General features: G+C 61.8%; 16 protein-coding genes and 2 pseudogenes. 7 read left to right on the plus strand and 11 right to left on the minus strand.

Annotated elements, in window-relative coordinates; all coding sequences use genetic code 11:
* The 5 genes and pseudogenes from BKP54_RS31415 to BKP54_RS31435 all read right to left on the minus strand — a co-directional run.
* Positions 1–319 (minus strand): annotated as a pseudogene (locus BKP54_RS31415) (hypothetical protein); the annotation flags it as partial.
* Positions 320–573: 254 nt separating this feature from the next.
* On the minus strand, positions 574–1,470 hold the full coding sequence (locus BKP54_RS31420; protein ID WP_064742379.1) for a GAF domain-containing DNA-binding protein: 897 nt from the start codon (positions 1,468–1,470) through the stop codon (positions 574–576).
* Positions 1,471–1,955: 485 nt separating this feature from the next.
* Positions 1,956–3,524: a DHA2 family efflux MFS transporter permease subunit gene (locus BKP54_RS31425; protein ID WP_084815432.1), complete on the minus strand. Its 1,569-nt coding sequence runs from the start codon at positions 3,522–3,524 to the stop codon at positions 1,956–1,958.
* An 18-nt stretch (positions 3,525–3,542) separates the two neighbouring features.
* Positions 3,543–4,712 (minus strand): HlyD family secretion protein, encoded by a 1,170-nt coding sequence (locus tag BKP54_RS31430; RefSeq protein ID WP_245317960.1) that lies wholly within the window; start codon positions 4,710–4,712, stop codon positions 3,543–3,545.
* Between the two features lie 131 nt (positions 4,713–4,843).
* Positions 4,844–5,833, minus strand: coding sequence for a LysR family transcriptional regulator (locus tag BKP54_RS31435; RefSeq protein ID WP_084815433.1), 990 nt, complete (start codon positions 5,831–5,833; stop codon positions 4,844–4,846).
* A 481-nt stretch (positions 5,834–6,314) separates the two neighbouring features.
* Between BKP54_RS31435 and BKP54_RS31440 the strand changes: the two genes are divergently transcribed.
* On the plus strand, positions 6,315–6,986 hold the full coding sequence (locus BKP54_RS31440; RefSeq protein WP_084815434.1) for a protein-L-isoaspartate(D-aspartate) O-methyltransferase: 672 nt from the start codon (positions 6,315–6,317) through the stop codon (positions 6,984–6,986).
* Between the two features lie 512 nt (positions 6,987–7,498).
* Here the strand turns inward: BKP54_RS31440 and BKP54_RS31450 are convergent.
* Both BKP54_RS31450 and BKP54_RS36915 read right to left on the minus strand, forming a co-directional pair.
* Positions 7,499–9,160: an autotransporter domain-containing protein gene (locus BKP54_RS31450; RefSeq protein ID WP_245317962.1), complete on the minus strand. Its 1,662-nt coding sequence runs from the start codon at positions 9,158–9,160 to the stop codon at positions 7,499–7,501.
* Positions 9,081–14,030, minus strand: coding sequence for a putative Ig domain-containing protein (locus BKP54_RS36915; protein WP_084815437.1), 4,950 nt, complete (start codon positions 14,028–14,030; stop codon positions 9,081–9,083). Before BKP54_RS36915 ends, BKP54_RS31450 begins: the two co-directional genes overlap by 80 nt.
* 241 nt (positions 14,031–14,271) lie before the next feature.
* Here BKP54_RS36915 and BKP54_RS31460 point away from each other — a divergent pair, with 241 nt between their 5' ends.
* The 4 genes from BKP54_RS31460 (at position 14,272) to BKP54_RS31475 (ending at position 16,486) form a co-directional block, all read left to right on the plus strand.
* Positions 14,272–14,802, plus strand: a complete 531-nt coding sequence (locus BKP54_RS31460; protein ID WP_057222961.1) for a tail fiber protein — start codon at positions 14,272–14,274, stop codon at positions 14,800–14,802.
* A gap of 52 nt (positions 14,803–14,854) precedes the next feature.
* On the plus strand, positions 14,855–15,304 hold the full coding sequence (locus BKP54_RS31465) for a tail fiber protein (RefSeq protein WP_245317966.1): 450 nt from the start codon (positions 14,855–14,857) through the stop codon (positions 15,302–15,304).
* Positions 15,305–15,404: 100 nt separating this feature from the next.
* The gene (locus BKP54_RS31470; RefSeq protein ID WP_245317964.1) at positions 15,405–15,923 is read left to right on the plus strand and encodes a tail fiber protein; all 519 of its coding nucleotides are present in this window, start codon (positions 15,405–15,407) and stop codon (positions 15,921–15,923) included.
* Complete coding sequence (locus BKP54_RS31475; protein WP_158071739.1) at positions 15,923–16,486, plus strand: GNAT family N-acetyltransferase; 564 nt, start codon at positions 15,923–15,925, stop codon at positions 16,484–16,486. Before BKP54_RS31470 ends, BKP54_RS31475 begins: the two co-directional genes overlap by 1 nt.
* A gap of 15 nt (positions 16,487–16,501) precedes the next feature.
* Here the strand turns inward: BKP54_RS31475 and BKP54_RS31480 are convergent, their stop codons facing one another.
* On the minus strand, positions 16,502–16,795 hold the full coding sequence (locus BKP54_RS31480) for a hypothetical protein (protein ID WP_084815440.1): 294 nt from the start codon (positions 16,793–16,795) through the stop codon (positions 16,502–16,504).
* Positions 16,796–17,112: 317 nt separating this feature from the next.
* Between BKP54_RS31480 and BKP54_RS31485 the strand changes: the two genes are divergently transcribed.
* Complete coding sequence (locus BKP54_RS31485) at positions 17,113–18,255, plus strand: Xaa-Pro peptidase family protein (RefSeq protein WP_084815441.1); 1,143 nt, start codon at positions 17,113–17,115, stop codon at positions 18,253–18,255.
* A gap of 125 nt (positions 18,256–18,380) precedes the next feature.
* Here BKP54_RS31485 and BKP54_RS31490 read toward each other — a convergent pair whose 3' ends face one another.
* From BKP54_RS31490 to BKP54_RS31495, 3 genes are all read right to left on the minus strand, one after another.
* Positions 18,381–18,725 carry a hypothetical protein gene (locus BKP54_RS31490; RefSeq protein ID WP_084815442.1) on the minus strand — a complete coding sequence of 115 codons (345 nt, stop codon included), beginning with the start codon at positions 18,723–18,725 and terminating at the stop codon, positions 18,381–18,383.
* Between the two features lie 318 nt (positions 18,726–19,043).
* The gene (locus tag BKP54_RS35535; RefSeq protein ID WP_128090541.1) at positions 19,044–19,217 is read right to left on the minus strand and encodes a type II toxin-antitoxin system RelE/ParE family toxin; all 174 of its coding nucleotides are present in this window, start codon (positions 19,215–19,217) and stop codon (positions 19,044–19,046) included.
* Positions 19,210–19,455: a type II toxin-antitoxin system ParD family antitoxin gene (locus BKP54_RS31495; protein WP_198956895.1), complete on the minus strand. Its 246-nt coding sequence runs from the start codon at positions 19,453–19,455 to the stop codon at positions 19,210–19,212. The genes BKP54_RS35535 and BKP54_RS31495 overlap by 8 nt, the downstream gene beginning before the upstream one ends.
* 261 nt (positions 19,456–19,716) lie before the next feature.
* Here BKP54_RS31495 and BKP54_RS31500 point away from each other — a divergent pair.
* A pseudogene (locus tag BKP54_RS31500) lies at positions 19,717–19,948 on the plus strand (carbonic anhydrase); the annotation flags it as partial.
* Positions 19,949–19,994 lie beyond the last annotated feature (46 nt).

The following is a 19,994-nucleotide window of genomic DNA, read 5'->3' on the forward strand; positions in this document are numbered from 1 at the left end:
CGCTGCCATTACCGCCTGACGTTCCATTCGGGCTGCCAACGGTACCGCCTGCGCCGCCAGTGCCGGCAACCCCGGTACCGAGCTGACTTCCCGCGCCGCCGGCGGCACCCGGCCCGCCACCGCCGCCGCCATTTCCGGAATAGGTCGCATCGGCGCCAGGTGTGCCCTGCAGGTTTCCGTCCACGCCACCACCGGCACCACCTGTGCTACCGCCGTTGCCGCCCTTTCCTGCCGCCTCAGCAGACGAAGGCGTGATCGCGACCATGCCGAGGGCAAGACCAGAAGCGGCAAACAGCCATAGCGCTGTGCTACTCAGCAAGAGGCGTTGCCTGCCGCCCACCGGGCGACGTCTCGCCAACGGCCGATTACCCCGGCTCTCCTCACCCTCAAGCCCGCCAGCCAAGCCCTTGTTCATACAATTGATCTTTTTCAAAGGCTTGCCCCTCGCCATCGTCCAGAATATCCCAGGACGCTGGCTTGCACGGCAACCCTAAAGCGGCAACGGCCAATCGACGAAACAACCTACAGGTTCGACGAAACGACAAAGCGGGAGGTCGGCGATTGTGGACAATCTCAGATCCCCAGCCGGCTGCGCAATTCCTGCCTGTAGGGCCGTGATACGGCCCATGGCGTATTGAGCTTGCGCAGGCGCACAACCCAACCCTGCCTGGTCGGGCCTGCGTGACGGTCCAACTCGGTCACATGAGAAATGTTGATCACCGTGGTGCGGTGGATGCGCAGGAAGTTCGACTTCGGAAGCAGGCCGATCCAAAACGACAACGGCCGTAGATCGAGCACCGCCGCTTCGTCTCTCAACCAGATCTGCGTGTAGTCTTTGGCGGAACGCAATCCGACGATCGCTGCCAGCGGAACGCCGCGCGTGCGCCCCGGCATATGCAGATGCACGAGGGGCTCGGTGCCGGTGAGTGCGCTGACGGTGCTTCCGTCGCGTTGACCGTCCTTCGGCGCTCGCCCATAGCGAGCGATGCCGATCAGTTTTGCACAGCGGGCAAGTTGGTGGATCTCGGGCACCGGCCACCGGCGTTTCGCGCGCGTCGCATCAAAGCCGATACAGGCGCGCAAGGTGCCGTCATGAAAGACCGGCACGCACAGGACGCTCTTGTCGTTCTGACGCAGCATTTCCGCCTGAAGGACGCGCGCGGGACGCGGAAGGTTGGCGACGTCATTGATCATGACCGCCTTGCCGGCAACCAGCCACTGATGCAGCCAGCCGATCATCGTCACCGGCGTCTGCTGCAGATCTTCTACGTGCGACGACACGCCCTCGCGGGCCCATTCCTGGGTATTGCGGAACCGCAGAAGATCGTCGTCGTATTCGAACATCCAGGCGCGATCGGCGCCGGCGAGCCTGCCGGTTTCCTCCAGGATTGCCGAAATCGCGACGTTGGCAGGCGAGCCGATGAGGTGAGTGGCCGCCAGATAGGCCCAGTCATACGAAGGCTGTCCCACGATTGGCTGGAAACACTCGGCAATTTCTATCAACTCGTAGGGCGGCGCTGTGTCGGAAAGGTCGGACGGTTGAAACTGTTCGTTCATGGCGACCAATATGTGAATAAGGAATGGGGCAGGCTTCGCAATGTGTCGTTGCCGCCCCAGGAAACCATGGCGTGACAACGACGGACACGTCCGATGATCGCCGAGGGGCGGCGACAAGCGGAGCTCTGAAATCGATAATTACTCAAGCGCGCGCGTTCCGATGGCCCCCTCCATCGTCATGCAGCAGCGTTTCGCAACGCAGCATCCGCCCACGGCCGCCAGTTGAGGTTGAACGTGAGAAAAATGCAAGAGCCATCTGCTTCGCCCAAGCCCCCCTTTTTGGGTCGATGGTTGGCAAAACGAAGCGATATCGGCGGTTGTGCCGCAGGGCCAGAGCGAAAGCTTCGCGGGTAGAGAGCAGACGCGCCCCACACGCCGAAGGAGACGTGGCTTTTCCGCTACAGGAACCGCCCCGGCAGCGATGGCCGACGCATGGCGAGCGACGTCACCGTCGCCAGCAGCATGATGATGCCGAGCAGGAAGAACGCGTTGGCGTAGCTCATTGTATAGGCTTCCCGTTGAACCACCCTGGCCACCATTGCAGTCGCCTGCCCTATCGCATCCTGTTCGCCCGACGCCCGTGGCCGGAGCGTGCTCGCGAGCGTCTCTATACGAATGAGCGCTTCGGGGTTGCCGCTGTGCACATGAAGGCCGATCAGGTTGGAATGAATCTGCTCCTGCACGCGCACGACCGTCGCAACAAGCGCCATGCCGACGGCCGACCCGACGGTCCTGACGATATGCACGAGCGAAGCGATCCAGGGTATTTCCTGAAACTGAATGTCTTCGGTGATCAACACCATGGTCGGCACCGCCAACAGGGGTGCTCCGAGCGCCTGCAGCATCACCGGCAACAGGAAATCGTCGGCCGCCCACACACTGCTGAGATTGACCGCCATCAGGATGCCGCCGCCGGTCAGGATCCCGCCCGCAGCCAACAGATTGCGCGGGTCGACCCTGTAGCAGAGCCAGGCGACGACGGGCGTCAACAGCAGTTGCGGGATCACGGCATTGAGAAACAGCTCGCCGCTTTCGAGCGCCCGGTAGCCCTGAACGCGGATCAGATATTGCGGGATCAGGAAGGCGGATGACATGATGGCGAGCCTGACGGCAAACATCATCAGCAGTCCGAGCCCGACATTGCGCCTCCAAAGCAGCTTCGGACTGACGACCGGGTTCGGATGCAGCACGGCGTGGACGAGGTAGGCGCCGATCAGGAACACGCCGGCCAGAAGCGACCCGACGACCAGGCCCGAGTGCAGCCAGTCCAGCCTGTTGCCCTGGTCGAGCGCCGTTACCAACGCCGCCAGGCCAAGTGAAAGTGCCAGGAGCCCAAAACCGTCCACCTTGCGGAAACGCATATATTTGATTGGCTCGTGCGCCAGGCCATAACCGGCGGCAAAGACCGTCAGCGCACCGGGGACGGCATTGAGCCAGAAGAGGAACTGCCAGGACAGGCGATCGATCACCCAGGCCTCGAGCGAGACCGACAGACTGGGCGTGGCGGCCGAGACGAGCGCATGGAGCGACAAGCCATAGAGACGCTGCTGCTGCGGCAAGTGGCGCATGATGACGGCATAAGCCATCGGGATCAGGATGCCGGCGCTCAAGCCCCTCAGCGCCTGCAATGTCAAAAGCACCTGCAGGTTGGGACTGAGCGGGATGACCAGCGAAAAGATCGAAAACAGCCCCGCGCCGATGATGACCCCGCGCGTCGGCGAGAGAATGCCACGCAGCCAGACCGCTGCCGGGATCGCCGCGACCTCGGCGACGACATAGGCCGTCGTGATCCACGACGCCTCGTCGAAGCTGAGACCCAGAGCGCCTCTGATATCCGCCAGCCCGATCTCGGTCAGTCGCGAATTGAGGATTGAGGTAAAGGTGCCGAGAAGCACGGCTCCGATCGCCACGATGGTTTTCAGGCCCGGAAACGGTACGCTAGGCTTTGCGATCGCAACGGATGTCATCGTCAGCCCTCCCCGTCCTCAGAGCTTCGCGGGCGTATCGGTTTGAATGGTCGATACGACGGACATGCCGGGTCGCAACTGCCGGCGCAGCCCCTCGGGCACATCGGTCAGCGCTATCTTCACCGCGATGCGCTGGGCGACCTTGGTGAAGTTGCCGGTGGCGTTGTCGGCCGGCAACAGGGCGAATTCCGAACCGCTCGCGGGCGAGATCTGCTCTATGCGGCCGGCAAGGCGTTCGCCCGGAAACATATCGACGGCGATCGTGACGGCCTGGCCGACCCGGACTTTGCCGAGTTGCGTTTCCTTGTAGTTCGCCACCACATAGACATTCGGCAGCGGAACGACGGAGATCACGCGCGTCCCAGCCGACACATACTGGCCGGCACGCACACTGCTCACATTGACGACGCCGTCGGTCGGCGCGATGACCTTGGTATAGCCAAGTTCGATTTCGGCAAGCTGAAGCTCGGCGCGCCGACTGGCAAGCTCGGCCAATGCTTGTTCGCGCTGCGTGCCCAACACGTCCAACTGTTGCCGCTCGGCATCGACTTCGGCCTGCTTCTCGATCATCTGGGCTTCGAAGCGGCGGATGGCGGCAAGCGCCTCTTCCAGCCTCTGGCCGGTCGACCAACCGTCGCGGGCGAGTGTCTTCTGCCGCCCATGCTCGGCGGCCGCGCGATCGCGGTCTGCGGCCGTCGCCTCAATGCTCGCTTGCGCCTGCGCGATGATGCGGTGCTGCAACTGTACGCGGCTATCGACATTGCGGATCGCAGCTTCAGCCGCCGATACCGCTGCCCGCGCACGGCTAACCTTTGCCAGATATTCGGCAGGATCGATCTCGGCCAGAATATCGCCGGCGTGCACCCGCTCGAAATCCCCAACGAGAACGGCGCGGACATGTCCGCCGATCTGCGTGCTAACCGGCGTTATGTCGGCGCGCAGATAGGCGTTGTCAGTCGATTGGTCGGTGAAACCGGCCACCCACTGCCCCCAGCCGAGCGGTATCACCGTGGCAAGACCTATGCCCATGACGATGACGGCGGCGCGCGTAAGGGCGAGATAGCTCCGCTTGCGGCGCGGCTTTTTCGTTTGCCTCGGCTCTTCGCTCTGCGACCGGCCGGTTGCTGGGGTCTGCATCGGAGCCGTTCGCTTGTCCTGAACGGGGAGTTCCGTGACGACTGCGTTCATTGCCGTAAATCCTTTGGGTCCGTTGGACCAGATCAAGATTTCGACAATATGAGCCCTGAGCGGCAATGAATGAAATGATCATTGAGCATTTGAGAAATGAATGCCATTCATGCAGATCAAAGATACCGGCGTCATTCTTCGACGCCATAGCGCCTGGCGCTTTCGATCAGCTCATTGCGCAGCCATTGCACCGACGGATGTGCGCCCATGGTGCGATGTGACAGCATGGAGATCTGAAACGCCGGCGCCTGGTAGGGCGGCTCCCGCCAGGTCAGGTCGAGTGCCTTGGCTGCGCGCTTGGCAAATTGCAGCGGCGTGAAGGCGAGCATATCGGTCGCGGCCACCAGCGAGGGCACGGCCAAAATGTGAGAAACGGTGGCTCCGACCTTGCGCACCAGGCCTTCGGCACCGAGCAAGGCCTCGATATGACGCGGATTGCTGGTGATATAGGCGCGCTCCAGTCCGCCCTGATCGATTGTCGCGCCGGCACCCGCCTGGATCTGATCAGAGATCAGAATGTCGATCTGCGGATAGAGCGAAAGTTCGCGCAGGCCGAAGGCGCCCGAGGCTGCGGGATGATCCCGGCGCATCAGCCAGACGCTTTGGTCCGAAAACAGCGGTTCGCTGACGAAGCGCGAGGGCGTCTTGCCGAAAACGCCGATGGCGACATGGATTGTCCCGCGATCGAGTTCCTCGGTGATGTTCATTTCACTGAGTGCGCGCACGCGGCAGCGGGCGTTCGGCGCCGCCTTGCGCATGCGCAACATCAAATCCGGGACAATCGTTGCGGTGATGTAGTCCGAGGTCGAGATCGAAAACTCGATCTCGGACGTTGCCGGAGTGAAAACCGGCTCGGACACCGCAGCCTCGATCTGGACGAGAGCCGGCTTGAACGATTGCGCCAATTCGGCCGCCCGGGGCGTCGGGTGCATGCCATCTGGACCGCGGATGAACAGTTCGTCGCCGATGATCTCGCGCAGTCGCGCCAAGGCATGGCTGACGGCCGATTGCGTCAGATGCAGGCGCTCGGCTGCCCGGGTGACGCCACGCTCGTCCAGCACCGCATTGAAGATCCGCACGAGATTGAGATCGAGATTATGAACGTCACGCATATTCGACATGGCCCTACTTCATTTGATTAATGTAGCCGGGCTTCGCATATCCCGCCAGTCAGATGCGCGCCGCCGCGGCGAGCGGGCTGGAGCGCGAACCCACGGGAAGGTGTGAAATGATGATGCAGGAAGACGCGCGGCAATGGCCTTGCCGGAATGAAACGGTCGCTGCCACTTTGAAGCCCGGTCAGAGGCTGCTTGCAGATGCCATCCTGTACCTGGCTTCGGTGAGCCTTTTATGGTGGATGGGAATTCCATTGAATTGAGCGAGACTGCGCCACGCACGACAGTCCACGCAAGAGAAGGGGCCGAGTGGAACAATGGACGACATCACTGCTAGGTCCGCAGTTCCACACTTCTGAGACTTTGCCTGTGAGGCGCCGGATCGCTGGGGCCATTGTTGGCCTTTTGATCTTGCGATCGCATACCCATGGCCGTTTAATGTGAGAAACCTAGCTGGCACCCACTTGGCTGAGGAGGGCCCGCGCTCATGAGGCCAATGAACGAAAAGCACCTCGCGGTTCTGCGCAGGCACATGGTCGAGGTGATTGCGATCTATGCCGACCTTGAAAGCGAAGAACTGGGCAAGGCGGCGTTCGATGAACGGGTGATGGCAGCGATGCTGCGGGTGCCCCGGCATCTCTTCGTGCCCGCACCGGCTGCGCCCTTTGCCTATCAGGACATGCCGCTGCCGATCGGCTTCGATAAAACCGTGTCGCAGCCCTTCATGGTCGCTCTCATGATCGATCTCCTTGATCCCCAACCGCATGAGGCAGTGCTCGAGATCGGCACCGGCTTGGGCTACCAAGCCGCAATCCTCGCGGAGCTCGCCGGGCAGGTTTGGAGCGTCGAAATCATCGAGGAATTTGCAAGCCATGCCGAGGCTCTCCTCCGAAGCCTCGGCATCTCAAATGTCGGCATTCGTATCGGCGATGGGTCTGGCGGTTGGCCCGAGCGCGCGCCATTCGACAAGATCCTGGTTACGGCGGCGGCCGAGGAGGCGCCGCCGGCTTTGATTGAGCAGCTCAAGCCAATGGGCCGTTTGGTTCTTCCTATGGGCTCTGAACAACAGTTCCTGACTGTCATTGATAAGGATTCGGCGGGACAACTCGAGACGCGGCAATTCATCCCGGTTCGGTTCGGCCGGCTCGAGACGGTCTGATGCCAGTGTGGCCATCTGGCGCAGTAGACCCCTCACATACTGTTCCGAGGATCGTTTACCACGCCCATGCAGACGCTCGGCTGATTGACAAAAATCCTGATGTGAGGGGATTTGAACCAAAAGCCAGCATCATTGCCTGCACGAGATTTGCCAAGGGTTTCAAGTTCGTGTTGACGTGCATGCGGGCGGAGCTGAAAATAGCAGAACCACGGTTTCTGGGTATTGTTCTGCCAGTCGGTGAAATCGAGTGCTGCGGCCAAGAATTGATGCGATCGATACATTATGCGACCTGGTATTCAGAACAAGAGCAATCACAGGTTTGAGGAATAAGGCGATGTAACGCGTCGCCTGCGAGGTTGGGGTGGCCCGCCCTTTTGCGATCGTCAGTGCCTCAGGCCCACTCACCACGTGATCGTCTCAGCAATCGCCGCACAATCCGTCACTAGTCAGCGCCGCCTTATTGCCGCCAGCTGACCGCTATCACCGATCATCGCGTGTCATCGCGCGGTTTGTCAGAAGCTGACGCGCGCGCCGATTTTGGCACCGGCCGACTGCGAGCCGTCACCTTCGATGTTGAACAGCAGCGAGAAGTCGAGGTCCCAGTTGTCGTTGTTGGAAAGCGCAAGCCCGGCCGAGACCCTTCCGAACAGACCTTCGCCATCGAGCGAGGCAAAGCCGACATCCGCGCCGACCGTTGGCGACAGGGTCAACCCGTTTTCCAATTCCAGCGTCCGCTCGACATCGAAGCCGATGCTCAAGCGGGCTTGTTCCTCGATGAAGCCCTTTAGATCGATCGTCTCGCCGATCGCGTTCTTCACGGTGTAATCGTCAGTCTCCTCGTTGAAATAGACGGCTCTGAGTTTCGGCGTCAAAACGGTGATCTCGTCGAGTTGCCATTCGCCGGTGAGCTTCACATCCGCCAGCCAGCGGCTTGTATCGAAGCCGCCACGGAAAATGCCGGTGTTGATGTCGTTCGACGAGCCGCCGTAGAGCAGGTTCGCATCGAGAAAAACATTCTGCCCGATTTCGAACGAGGCATAGGGACCGGCGAGCCAACCGTTGCCGGTCAGTTCAGCGTCCTCGTCGGTCGGATCCGTCATGTAATCGTAGTGGACCGAGAGGCCGACCAGCGCGCGGTCACTGAGGAGATAATCGGCGCCGGCGGAGAACAGGGCGAAATTACCCCATTTGTCGCTTTTGTCATCTTCGTCCTTGTGGAACAGGAAGCTACCGTTCACCCAGATGTCAAAGAGCCGGTCAGTCTTCACGAAGGTTTGGCCGGCTGCAGCCGCCTCGGCTGCATCACGCGCTGCCTGGATCTGGGCGAGGCTGGAGGAGAAGCCGAGCCGTGCGCCCTTGTCCGAGGGCGTTACAGCCGTCGTCACCGGATCGGTACTCGTCGCAGCCCGGCGTCGATCGAGAAGGCCCGGCACCTTGACCGTTGACGACAGCAGGTTCTGCCGGTTTCGGACGAAGTCGCGCACGAGGCTGTCGATCTCCTCCCCGGCCGCCACACGATCGAGCGCGATCTTGTAGGTGACACGCCCGACATTGGAGGAGCCGATCGCGCTCTGCAGCGTGTAACCAACAACGGCAGGGCCGGAATAAGAAGGGTTCGGCGTGAACTTGAGGTAAAAGCCGACCGGCGTGAAGCTGCCGGCAGCGGCGAGTTCACCCTCGATGATCTCGGCCGCGCCGGCGATCGGCGGCGAGACCGAGGCGACCGCGGCGCCGATGAACGGGCCTCCGGTGGCGCCGCTGTTGAGGTACACGTTATTCGGTGTCGAGCCGGCAGGGACCTCGACGAAGATATCCGGCGCGGTGACGGCGCGGGCCTTCAGTTGCAGGCTATAAGCCGCCGATCCGCTGGCACCACGGCTGTCAGCTACCCCGATGGTGAAACGATAGGTATCGGGCGTCGCATCATTGGCGAGCGGCCCGGTCAGTTCGCCGGTGGAGACGTTGAGAACCATGCCTTTCGGCAGGTCGCCGCTCTTGACGCTGTAGACCAGAGCGCCAACCCCGCCGGTCGTCGAAATGCGCGAAGAATAGGCTTCGCCGACCATCGCATCCGGCAGTGCGCCGGCGGACGGGCTAAAGACGAAATTGCTGGAGACGACGGCGATCTGGTAGCTCGCCTGACCTGTCGCGCCGTTGGCGTCCGTCGCCGTCACGGTGAAACGGAAGTCGCCATCGCCGGTCGGCCGTCCGGAAATGGTTCCACTCGACCCGTCCAGCGTCAGCCCCCCCCGGCAGAGCACCGGACGCGATCGTGTAGCTGTAGGGCGCCGTTCCCGTGCTCGCCGTTATGCTCTGGCTGTAGGAAACGCCGGGGATTGCATTGGCGAGTGTGCCGCCAGGTGGCGAAAACGCCAGGACCGGCGGCGAGACCGTCACTGTGATCGTCGCGGGCGCAGACGTCCCCGTTGCGTTCGTCGCCATATAGGTAAAGCTGTCAGTGCCCGAGTAGCCGGCCGCCGGCGTATAAAGGATCGAGGTGCCTGACACCGACGCGGCTCCGTGGACCGGCGCGCTCGCAAGCGCGACGGACACAGCCGCTCCGCCGGAAAGATTGGGCGTAATGGCGTTTGCTTCCGAATTCGCGGCGATGGTGACAGAAACCGCACCGGCAGATGGTGCCTGAACGGCCACGGCCAGACTGTAGGCCGCATCGCCCGTGGCGCCGTTCGCGTCGGTCGCCGTGACGGTGAAGGTCGCCGGTCCGTCAACTGTCGGCGTCCCGGAAAGGCGGCCATCGCCGGCGAGCGTCAAGCCCGCGGGAAGCGCTCCGGCAGTGATCGCGTAGCTATAGGGCGCCGTTCCATTCGCAGCCGTGATCGTCTGATCGTACGATTGCGCGACCGTCGCACCGGCAAGCGCGCCTGGCGCCGGCGTGAAGGCGAGCGTCGGCGGCGACACCGTGACGGTAACCGTCGCCGTCGCCGACGTGCCCGTTGCGTTCGTCGCAGTGTAGGTGAAACTGTCGGCGCCCGAGTAACCGGTCGCCGGCGTATAGCTGATTGTGGTTCCCGTTACGTTAGCTGCACCATGCGATGGCGCCGCGACGATAGCGACAGACGCGGCTGCGCCGCCGGAAAGATTGGGCGTGATAGTATTGGCGGACGAATTGGCCGCAACCGTTGCAGTCGTGGCACCCGCGATCGGTGCCTGGATGCGAACGGTCAGGCTATAACTGCTGGTCCCGGCCGCGCCGTAGCTGTCGGTCGCCTGCACCGTGAAATTGAACGCGCCATCAGCCGTCGGGGTACCGGTAAGCGCACCGGTCGAAGTGTCGAGCATCAAGCCGCCCGGAAGCGCACCGCCGGCGATCGCAAAGCTATAGGGCGCCGTTCCGCCGCTGACACCAAAGCTCTGAGTGTAGGCCGTCGCCACGGTCGCGACCGGCAATGCGCCGGCGGCCGGCGTGAAGGCGAAAATCGGCGCCGAAACCAGGAAGGACTGGCTGACATTCGGGGCAGCCAGATAGGAACCGTTGCCCGGCTGCGATACTTCGATGGTGCAGGTGCCGCCATTGCGGAAGGTCAAGGCGCCGCCTGGCGTGATCACGCAGACGCTTGACGTCAGCGATTGGAAGACTGGGGTGAGCCCGGAGTCGGCGCTCGCGCTCAGCGTCACGGGTGCCGCATAGTTCTGCGGGCCGGGATTGGCGAAGGTGATGGTTTGTGACGCCTTCGGGATGACCGCGTTGGAGGCAGAGGACGCCGGACCCGTGCCAGCGCTGTTGGTCGCAGTCACCGTGAATGTATAGCTGATGCCGTTGGTAAGGCCGCTCACGGCAATCGGGCTCGATGCGCCGGTCCCCGTGATGCCGCCAGGGTTTGACGTGACGGTATAACCGGTAATCGTCGCACCGCCCGTGCTCAACGGTGCGGCGAAGGATACCATCGCCTGAGTGTCGCCGGCGGTCGCAGAAGCCGCCGTCGGTGCACCCGGCACGATAGGATTGACGGCGAAGCTTTGTGCGACCGCCGGTGCGGGGAGGTAGGTGCCATCGCCCGACTGAGAGGCTTCAATGGTGCATATACCGGTCTGCTGGAAGGTCAGCGTTCCGCCGGGAGTAACCGTGCACACCCCCGTGGTCGAGGACGCAAAGGCAACGGGCAGACCGGAACTCGCGTTCGCCGCCAAAGTCGGAGCGGTGCCGAAGTTCTGCGCGCCCGGATTGCCGAAGGCAATCGTCTGGGACGACCTCGGCGTGACCGCATTGGATGCGCTGGACGCCGGACCCGGCCCAGCGCTGTTGGTCGCGGTCACGGTGAATGTATAGCTGGTGCCGTTGGAAAGGCTGGGCACCGTGATCGGGCTCGACGGTCCCGTTCCCGTGAAGCCGCCCGGACTTGAGGTGACGGTATAGCTGGCAATCGTCGCACCGCCCGTGTTCGAGGGCGCGGTGAACGAGACAGTGGCGGCCGCGACACCGGCCGTTGCGCTCGCGCCTGTCGGCGCACCAGGGGCGACCGCGTTGACGGTGAAAGTCTGTGTGACCTGCGGCGCGGCCAAGTGGCTGCCGTCGCCCGCCTGGTCGGCATTGATGGAGCAAGGACCGGCGAGGTGGAAGGTCAACTGCCCGCCCGGGCTGACCTCGCACACCGCGGCGGAAGACGACGTAAAGGTAACCGTCAGTCCGGAACTCGATGCTGCCGTCAATGTGGGTGTTGTGCCGAAGTTCTGTGCGCCCGGATTGGCGAAGGTGATGGTTTGCGGCGCCTTCGGTGTAACCGCGTTGGAAGCGCCTGACGAAAGGCCCGTGCCGGTGCTGTTGGTCGCGGTCACAGTGAATGTATAGCTGGTGCCGTTGGAAAGGCCGGGCACCGTGATCGGGCTCGACGGTCCCGTTCCGGTGATGCCGTCCGGATTTGAGGTTACGGTGTAGCTGGTGATCGGCGTGCCGCCGCTAAAAGCGGGTGCAGCAAAGCTCACATCTGCGCTGCTGTCACCGCCTGTCGCCGCAGCGGCGGTCGGTGCGTCAGGAACCGTAGCAGCCACGGTGATGCTGTAGCTCTCAGTGGCGGTCCGGCTATGCGCATCGGTCGCTGTGACCGCAAAGTTGAAAGTACCCGCAAGCGATGGCGTGCCGCTGATCGCAGCGGTCGATCCATTCAGTGTCAAGCCCGGCGGAAAGGTTCCGGACGCTACCGAATAGACGACCGTGCCCAGTCCGTCCGTCGCCGTGATCGACGTCTCTGAATAGGCGACACCTGCGGTAGCACCGGTCAACGCGCCCCCCGGCGTCAACGTCATCGGCGGTGCCGTGATCGTGATCGAGTAACTGGCAGCTGCCGTGCCTGCGGTTGCGGCCGTCGCCTTGATCGTGAAGTTTGCCGTGCCATACCCGGCCGCCGTCGGGGTGCCGGAAATCGTGCCCGTCGAGGGGTCCAGAACAAGGCCATTGGGAAGCGCACCCGCCGTCACCGCATAGGTGATCGTCCCCAAGCCGCCGCTCGCAGACACCGATGCCCCCGGATAGGCCACGTCAACGACGCCTCCCGCCAAGGCACCGCCCGCTGGCGCCAGCACCACCGGCGGCTCTGCGATCGTGATCGAGTAGTTCTTCGAATCCGACCCGACGGTTGCCGCGGTGGCCTTCACCGTGAAGTTTGCGGTTCCGAACGCGCCGGCCAACGGCGTGCCGGTGATGGCGCCAGTCGAGGCATTGATGCTGAGGCCCGCCGGCAACGAACCGGATGTCAAGGCGTAGGTGATCGCGCCAACGCCGCCCGTGGCCGAAATCGAACTGTTCGCATAGGCAACGCCGACCGTTCCAGCCGACAGGGCTCCGTTCGCCGGTGACAGCACCACCGGCGGCGCGGCCACCGTGATGGAGTAATTTGCAGAAGCCGAACCGGCGGTCGCGGCGGTCGCTGTCACCGTGAAGTTCGCCGTGCCGGTCGCTGCGGCGGTCGGCGTCCCGCTGATCGCGCCCGTCGATCCGCTCAGCGCGAGGCCAGCTGGCAATGAACCTGCCGTCACCGCATAGGTGATCGTACCCGAGCCGCCGCTGGCCGAGATGGACGTGTTAGAATAGGCTGTGCCCACCGTACCGCCGGAAAGCGCCGAACCGCTCGCCGGCGACAGGCTCACGGGTGGGAAGGCATTGATGGTGATCGTTATACTTTGTGTCTTGAAGTGCACGCCGCCGGTCGAGATCGTCGTGCTATCCTGCGTCTTCAAGATGAACGTCGAGCTGCCAGCCGCCGTCGGCGTACCGGACAGCAGCCCGCCGGTCGAAAGGCCCAACCCGGCCGGCAGGGTGCCGCTGTCGCGTGTGTAGGTGTAAGGCGCGGTGCCGCCGGAAGCAGAAAACTGCAGGCTGTAGGGAACGTTGACCCCTCCATCTGGCACGCTGCTCGGAGTGACAACGATCGTCGGCGCTGCAATCGCCGGATTATAGCTCTTGTCGACCGCGTTGGTCGCGGGGGTTGTCGAATCGACCACATGCACTGTGAAACTATAGCCTCCAGAGCCGGTCGGCGTTCCCGAGATAACACCGGCCGCCGAGAGCGTGAGGCCGGGCGGCAATACCGTCCCGCCACCCAGAGAATAGGTATAGGGGCCGGTGCCACCGGTGGTGCTCAGCGTCTGATTGTAGGGGACACCGATCGCGGGCGTCGGCAGACTTGCCGGCGTTACCGTCAACGGCGAACTCGACGGCGCCACCGTCACGTTAAAGGTAACCGGCGACGTGACACTTTCATCGTAGACGACAAAGCTGTCGGACGTCGCCCCATCCCCATTGTTGGTGTAGATGAGAGCATTGGTGTTCGTCGGCATACCGAATGTCAGGCTGCCATGAGCCGGAGGCGTCACTGCGGGCTGAATGAAGCCCCATACCGAGCAGGTAATGATGCTGGTCCCGCCCGATACCACCGAGATGTTCTGGGTTGTCCCGCAGGCCCCCGCTCGCGCGGCGGACACGGGCCACAGCGTCGCCAGGCATAGGAACACGAGGAAACCGAGAAAAAAGGCGAATGGCCCGCGGTCACCGCGCACCAGGCCTGCCCGACCAAACGACTGCTGAAACATATCTCGCCCCCGTGCGCACTGCACGCCACATGACGGAGTCCATCGTCACGATCAGTCCGTTCACCGCCTCGCCGACTGACTGACATGTAATTTTGAGTCACACAACCCAGAATCGCACCACTTCTACGGGAAGTCTAAAAAAAAGTCCCTTGGACCCCCCTTCCTAATATGCCCGTTATAGGAGAGAGTGCCCGCGGGGATAAATCCAGAGTCGTCAAGCTTCGTTGGGATGGGGACAACCATGGCCGAACCATTTGTTGGACAGATCATGATGGGCGGATTCGGCTTCGCGCCGCGATCTTTTGCGCTTTGTAATGGTCAGATCCTGGCGATCAACCAGAACCAGGCCTTGTTCTCCTTGTTGGGGACGGCATACGGCGGCAACGGTACCACCACATTTGCTCTGCCAAATCTGCAGGGCCGTACGCCGGTAGCGTTCGGCGAGTCGGCCGATCCGAGCTGGCGGCCTCCGGCCTATGGGATCGGCGAGGTCGGCGGCACCGAGACCGTGACTCTGAACTCGCAACAAATTCCGGCCCACACGCATATCGGCAACGGCGCGACGGCCGACGGCAAGGAGCGGAACCCGGAAGGCAAACTCTTCGGCACCACTTCCGTGCCGATCTATGCACAGACTGGTGGAGCGCAGGTGCTACTGTCCCCGCAAAGTGTCGTGCCGACAGGCGGCGGACAGCCGCATTCCAACGTCCAACCATACAACGTCATCAATTTCTTCATTGCGCTTTCGGGCATTTACCCGTCCCGCAATTGAACCCAGCCGCCGGAGATCAAGAATGAGCACTCCCTATGTCGGGGAAATACGGATGTTCGGTTTCCACCGCGTGCCGACCGGGTGGCAGGCCTGCGACGGCTCACTGCTTTCGATAGCGGAATATGAGACACTGTACACGCTGATTGGCACCACCTATGGCGGGGACGGGGTAAGTACCTTCGCCGTGCCGGATCTGCGCGGCCGCGTGCCTCTTCACTGGGGCAACGGACAAGGCCTGACACCGCGCGTTCTCGGCCAAGTTGGCGGTTCCGAGAGCGTGACCCTTCTAAGCACGCAGCTGCCGTCACACAGCCATCCGATGTTCGCGACGACGGCGACGGCCGAGGCCACGAAGGTCGCTTCAACGGTCGAACTCGGGACGTGGCGAGCGATACGCTATATGCCACCGATACGTCCAACCTTGTCGGTTCCAAGACCTCTTCGAACTCCACCCTGCCTACAGGCAACACCCTGCCCCATGACAATGCAATGCCGACGTTGACGGCGCAGTTCTGCATCGCCACCTACGGCGTTTTTCCGTCACAAGGCTGAGCCGAACCGCCATTTCACGATAAGGGGAATAAAGAATGTCAGAGCCTTTCATGGGTGAAATTCAGCTATTCGGTTTTGGTTTCGCGCCCACTGGTTGGGCATTTTGCAACGGAGCGCTGTTTCCGATCCAGCAGAATCCGGCGCTGTTCTCTCTGCTGGGTGTGACCTATGGAGGCAATGGCACCACCAATTACCAGTTGCCCAACTTTACCGGACGCGCCGCATGCACCCAGGGCGCAGGACCCGGCCTGAGTGCGCGCGAGATTGGGGAAGCATTCGGCGAAAACAATGTCACGCTGAACTCGGCTGAAATGCCGGCACATTCCCACGCGTTCACGATCTACAATCAGCCCGACACTTCAAAAAAGGCGAACACGCCTTCTGCCGGCAATTCGCTGACCCTGCCCACCCAGAGCCAGATTATGGCTATAGACGCCCAGCCGTATGCGCAGTTTGCTCCGACGATGATTGGCTCTGCCGGCAACGGCCAGCCGCATGAAAATCGACAGCCCTATCTCGCGGTGAATTTCTGCATTTCCCTCGCGGGCGCCTTCCCGTCGTTCGGATGATGCCGCCCGTCGAGATCGCCGAGATTGGCTTTCCGGCGCGGCGCGATCCTTCCCGCCTGTCGGTGGCAAACATCGCCCTGCGCCGCGCCACATCCGAGGATTTTCCGTTTCTGCTACAGCTCTACCGGTCGTTTCGAGCGGACGAACTGGCGGCGGTGCCTTGGTCAATCGAACAGAAACACGCCTTTCTCCAACAGCAGTTCCTGTTCCAGCATCGCCACTACATCGCGACGTTTCCCGATGCAGATTTTCTCGTTGTCGAGATCGAAGGCGAGCCAGTCGGCCGCGTCTATCTTGATGCGACGAAGGAGCGCTGGCTCATCGTCGACATCGGACTGCTGACGGAATGGCGCCGTCAAGGCCACGGAACCACGCTGTTGGCGGCCATCCAGCACGAGGCGACGGTGTCCGATTGCGAGGCCGTCGTCCTGCATGTCGAGCAGCATAACTTCCGGGCGCAGGCTCTCTACCACCGTCTTGGTTTTCGAGCCGAGGAGAATGGTGGTTCACACGTCCAGATGGAATGGTCTTGCTGCAACCTCGCCGAGACTGGGCGTCTCTGACCGCCTTTCACCTCATCAATTGAATACGGCCTGGTAGACGATGCCCTGCTTGTCCCTGGCGACCGGTACGAGGAAGATCTCCAGCGCGCCGAGCGACGCATTCCTCAGGCGGTAGATCTGCTGCGGCAGGACGATCGCCGAATTGCTGCGGAACACCAGGGAAAAAGGCGCGCGCCGCATGCCAGGCAGGATCTGTGTTGTGCCCGGAGAAGCTTCCGCCAAGGTCAGCGGCACGGTGCTCTCGCCAAGAGACAGATCAAACGCCTGGCCGACACAACCCGCAAAATTTTGAAGCGTCAGAAGTTCCATGCGCTGTTCTCCCCGATGATTCCCGCTTAGGTCGATGGCTGTACACTTACAGCATTGCGGTTGAGCGCAAAAGACTTCGGGCATCTCGAGTTCTTTCGCTCTTATGAAAGCGAACGCTAGCGTTCCCCTTGTACATTCAGCGAAATTTTCAGCACAGAACAAGAACATCGGCTGCACTGTTCCCTTCGCTTCGTTTGGTGGGTGTCGCGCGCCAATTTTGTCGACAAATTGCCTACATATAAAATATATAAAATCGACAGATGGGTTTTAGCCTCGTACATTGGCAACGCCTCAAAGATTCTGACACAGGAGCCGACATGCCTTTGCCATCCCGCCCTGCCTCGATCTCCGCTACGGAAAGACATGCGCGACTGGGAAGATTGCGCGAAAACATGGAGGCTGCCGGTTTCTCAGCCGTTCTGATCGGAGCGACAGAAAGCCTTCGCTATTTCACCGGCCTTCTCTGGCATCAAAGCGAACGTCTCCTCGGTGCGCTGGTGACACCCACGACACTTACGTACATCGTTCCGGGTTTCGAGCGCAGTCGCGTGGAAACACTGCCGCACTTGCCTGGCGAAATCGCCACTTGGGAGGAAGAGGAAAGCCCCGCTCGGCTCATTGCTTCACTGCTTGCAGCCACTGACAAGCTTGCGCTCGACGATGCGCTGCCGCTGTTTGCCTATCATGAACTCGTCAGGGATCTCGGCGTTGATCGCATCGGCGATGGTGCTCGTTTGATCCGTGATCTCAGGCTGTGCAAGTCAGCAGCCGAAATCGCGCTGATCCAGTACGCGATGGACCTCACCCTCGAGGTTCACAAACGCGCGCACATCATGATGGAGCCTGGCATACGGGCATCCGATGTCGTGCGCTACATCGATGAACAGCATCGCGCGCTCGGCGCCTCCGGTGGCTCGACCTTTTGTATCGTATCATTCGGAACCGCCACATCCCTGCCTCATGGGGCAGATGGCGACCAGGTGCTTGAGAAGGGACAGGCGATCCTCGTCGATACGGGCACACGCATCGACGGCTATCACTCGGACCTCACCCGCACCTACATGCTGGACGAGGCGGATGCAGAGTTTGCGCGCGTCTGGTCGATCGAGCGTGAGGCACAACAGGCGGTCTTCGAAGCCGCGCAGATCGGCGTGGAAGCCCGCTTGCTGGATGACGCGGCCCGAGCGGTGCTCGTGCGCGCAGGCCTTGGTCCGGATTATAGACTACCGGGCTTACCCCATCGGGCCGGTCATGGTCTGGGCCTCGAGATCCACGAGGAACCTTACATCGTGCGCGGTAACGACACGCGCCTTCGTGCCGGCATGTGCTTCTCCAACGAACCGATGATCGTCGTACCAGGTCAGTTCGGTATCCGGCTCGAAGACCACATATTCATGTCTGACACTGGACCGCGCTGGTTCACGCAACCCGCCACCGGCCCAACTCAGCCCTTTGCGTGAACGACATGACTGCGCTCGGGGGCATGATGCCATCGGTCCAGGCCGATGAAGCCTGCGACGAACTGGCTGACTGGCCGATGATAGAGCACTCGCGGCGGTCCAGCCTGTTCAATGACGCAGCGCGCTTAGCCGAGGCGCGGACAGCCGGGCCGGTTGGCAAATGCGACTGTCACGAACCGCCCGCGCCGTTCGCCATCGATGACGATTTGTCTGCGTGTCACGGCCTGAATTTCCGGATCACGTAGTCCAAGTCTCGATGCACGACGAAGCGCTTGCCGCTCGCTACAGCCGGGCCGCTCGTACTCGTCCTCGTAGTATCGACGGTCTAGATCTCTATCGCGCAACTCAGGACGTCCGTCCGGGCCGATGTAGAGGTCGAGGGACTGCGCCGACGACGTGGATGAAACGGCTGAGAGGGCGCCGACCGAGAGCAGGCCTGCCGCCAAAAGATTATGAATGGACTTTTGCATGTCCGCCTCCTCAATAGAGTTCAGTTGAGCCTATTGAGAACTGAACGACAAAGGCCAGGTAAGGTTCCCCGGCATCAACGGCGGTTGCCGCGCTCGTCCTTCGTATGACAATCGTGAAGGCGGCAACCATTGGACGTTTCATGCGATCGCTGCCGGTTGGCATCACCCCCTTCGTCTGCCCTTTCCCGCACCAATTTCTTACACGGAACAATATCGCCGGCAGGGAATGACCCACTCCGCAGACAGCCCCAATCAGACCGAGGTTCAGCCGCATTCTCACATTTAACCTGGCTACGACCGGCTGTCGCATTGGAGAGGCTATAGATGCCGCTCAAACCGGCCGACGATCGCGCCGGTGCGCAGGCGCTCAAACAGAGCGGCGAACCCACGCAGATACACATCGCGCTGCGCCACTCCCCAAGTTCGCTGGTTGTAGCGGCCGATTTCCTTCACATCCTCACGAGCAAGCGGCGTGATCGCCAATTCAGGCATGCGCCGATTCTTGGTCGATTTCGTCGAAAATCGCAGTCAGATCAAAGGGGACACAAGCGCCCGCGTCGGCCTGACGCCAGGCAGTTTCCAGCGCCTCGCGCAGTTGCGGCAGCTTCACCGCATCCGATTCTTCCGCCGCAATCTTGAGACGCAGCGCTTCGCGGATCACCTCCGAGGCATTGTTGTAGAGACCCGACGCCACCTTATCACGGACATATTCATCAAGCTTTTCGGTCAAAGAGACATGCATGTGTGCATCCTTTCGCCACCCAATCCTACAAGGATTGACAATCTTTGTGAACGATCAGGGTGCATCGGTCAGTTCACGCGCCCAGCAGGACTAGCACCAGGACGACGAGAGGACGGCATGCTTCGGAGAGTTGCCCCCGCCCCTGCGCCCCCGTCGGCGATTCGGAGCGCAGCGAACGAGAGAGTTGATTCTCGACGTGTTCCACAACCGCCGCTTTGATACCGATGTCCTGACGCTCCGCTACCATCGGTGTCGCGGCCAGAGTATCTATGGATCGGGTGTTCCGATAGCAGCGTGCCGGCCGACGTCATCGCCGGCCTCGAGTCTGGCGAGGTGTTCTTGCACCGCAACGTCCCAACTTGATCGATCCGACTGACCCATGCTGTCCGTCGTGGAATATGCTGTCAATCAGCTTGGCGTTAAACACATCATCATATGCGGTCACTACGGTTGCGGCGGCATTCGCGCAGTTGTCAGCGGTGAAGCACTCGTTGCCCATTTGAAGTGCGACCCGACACCGTCTTCGA

Origin of the sequence: Ensifer sp. 1H6, from assembly GCF_001976035.1 — a bacterium.
GTDB lineage: Bacteria > Pseudomonadota > Alphaproteobacteria > Rhizobiales > Rhizobiaceae > Ensifer > Ensifer canadensis.

Excerpts from the sequence above, each read along its gene's own strand:
- BKP54_RS31435 (WP_084815433.1), bottom strand. The coding sequence starts at position 5,833 with ATGTCGAATATGCGTGACGTTCATAATCTCGATCTCAATCTCGTGCGG.
- BKP54_RS31430 (WP_245317960.1), bottom strand. The coding sequence starts at position 4,712 with ATGAACGCAGTCGTCACGGAACTCCCCGTTCAGGACAAGCGAACGGCT.
- BKP54_RS36915 (WP_084815437.1), bottom strand. The coding sequence starts at position 14,030 with ATGTTTCAGCAGTCGTTTGGTCGGGCAGGCCTGGTGCGCGGTGACCGC.
- BKP54_RS31470 (WP_245317964.1), top strand. The coding sequence starts at position 15,405 with ATGGGTGAAATTCAGCTATTCGGTTTTGGTTTCGCGCCCACTGGTTGG.
- BKP54_RS31490 (WP_084815442.1), bottom strand. The coding sequence starts at position 18,725 with ATGCAAAAGTCCATTCATAATCTTTTGGCGGCAGGCCTGCTCTCGGTC.
- BKP54_RS31475 (WP_158071739.1), top strand. The coding sequence starts at position 15,923 with ATGCCGCCCGTCGAGATCGCCGAGATTGGCTTTCCGGCGCGGCGCGAT.
- BKP54_RS31425 (WP_084815432.1), bottom strand. The coding sequence starts at position 3,524 with ATGACATCCGTTGCGATCGCAAAGCCTAGCGTACCGTTTCCGGGCCTG.
- BKP54_RS31480 (WP_084815440.1), bottom strand. The coding sequence starts at position 16,795 with ATGGAACTTCTGACGCTTCAAAATTTTGCGGGTTGTGTCGGCCAGGCG.
- BKP54_RS31440 (WP_084815434.1), top strand. The coding sequence starts at position 6,315 with ATGAGGCCAATGAACGAAAAGCACCTCGCGGTTCTGCGCAGGCACATG.
- BKP54_RS31465 (WP_245317966.1), top strand. The coding sequence starts at position 14,855 with ATGTTCGGTTTCCACCGCGTGCCGACCGGGTGGCAGGCCTGCGACGGC.
- BKP54_RS31460 (WP_057222961.1), top strand. The coding sequence starts at position 14,272 with ATGGCCGAACCATTTGTTGGACAGATCATGATGGGCGGATTCGGCTTC.
- BKP54_RS31485 (WP_084815441.1), top strand. The coding sequence starts at position 17,113 with ATGCCTTTGCCATCCCGCCCTGCCTCGATCTCCGCTACGGAAAGACAT.
- BKP54_RS35535 (WP_128090541.1), bottom strand. The coding sequence starts at position 19,217 with ATGCCTGAATTGGCGATCACGCCGCTTGCTCGTGAGGATGTGAAGGAA.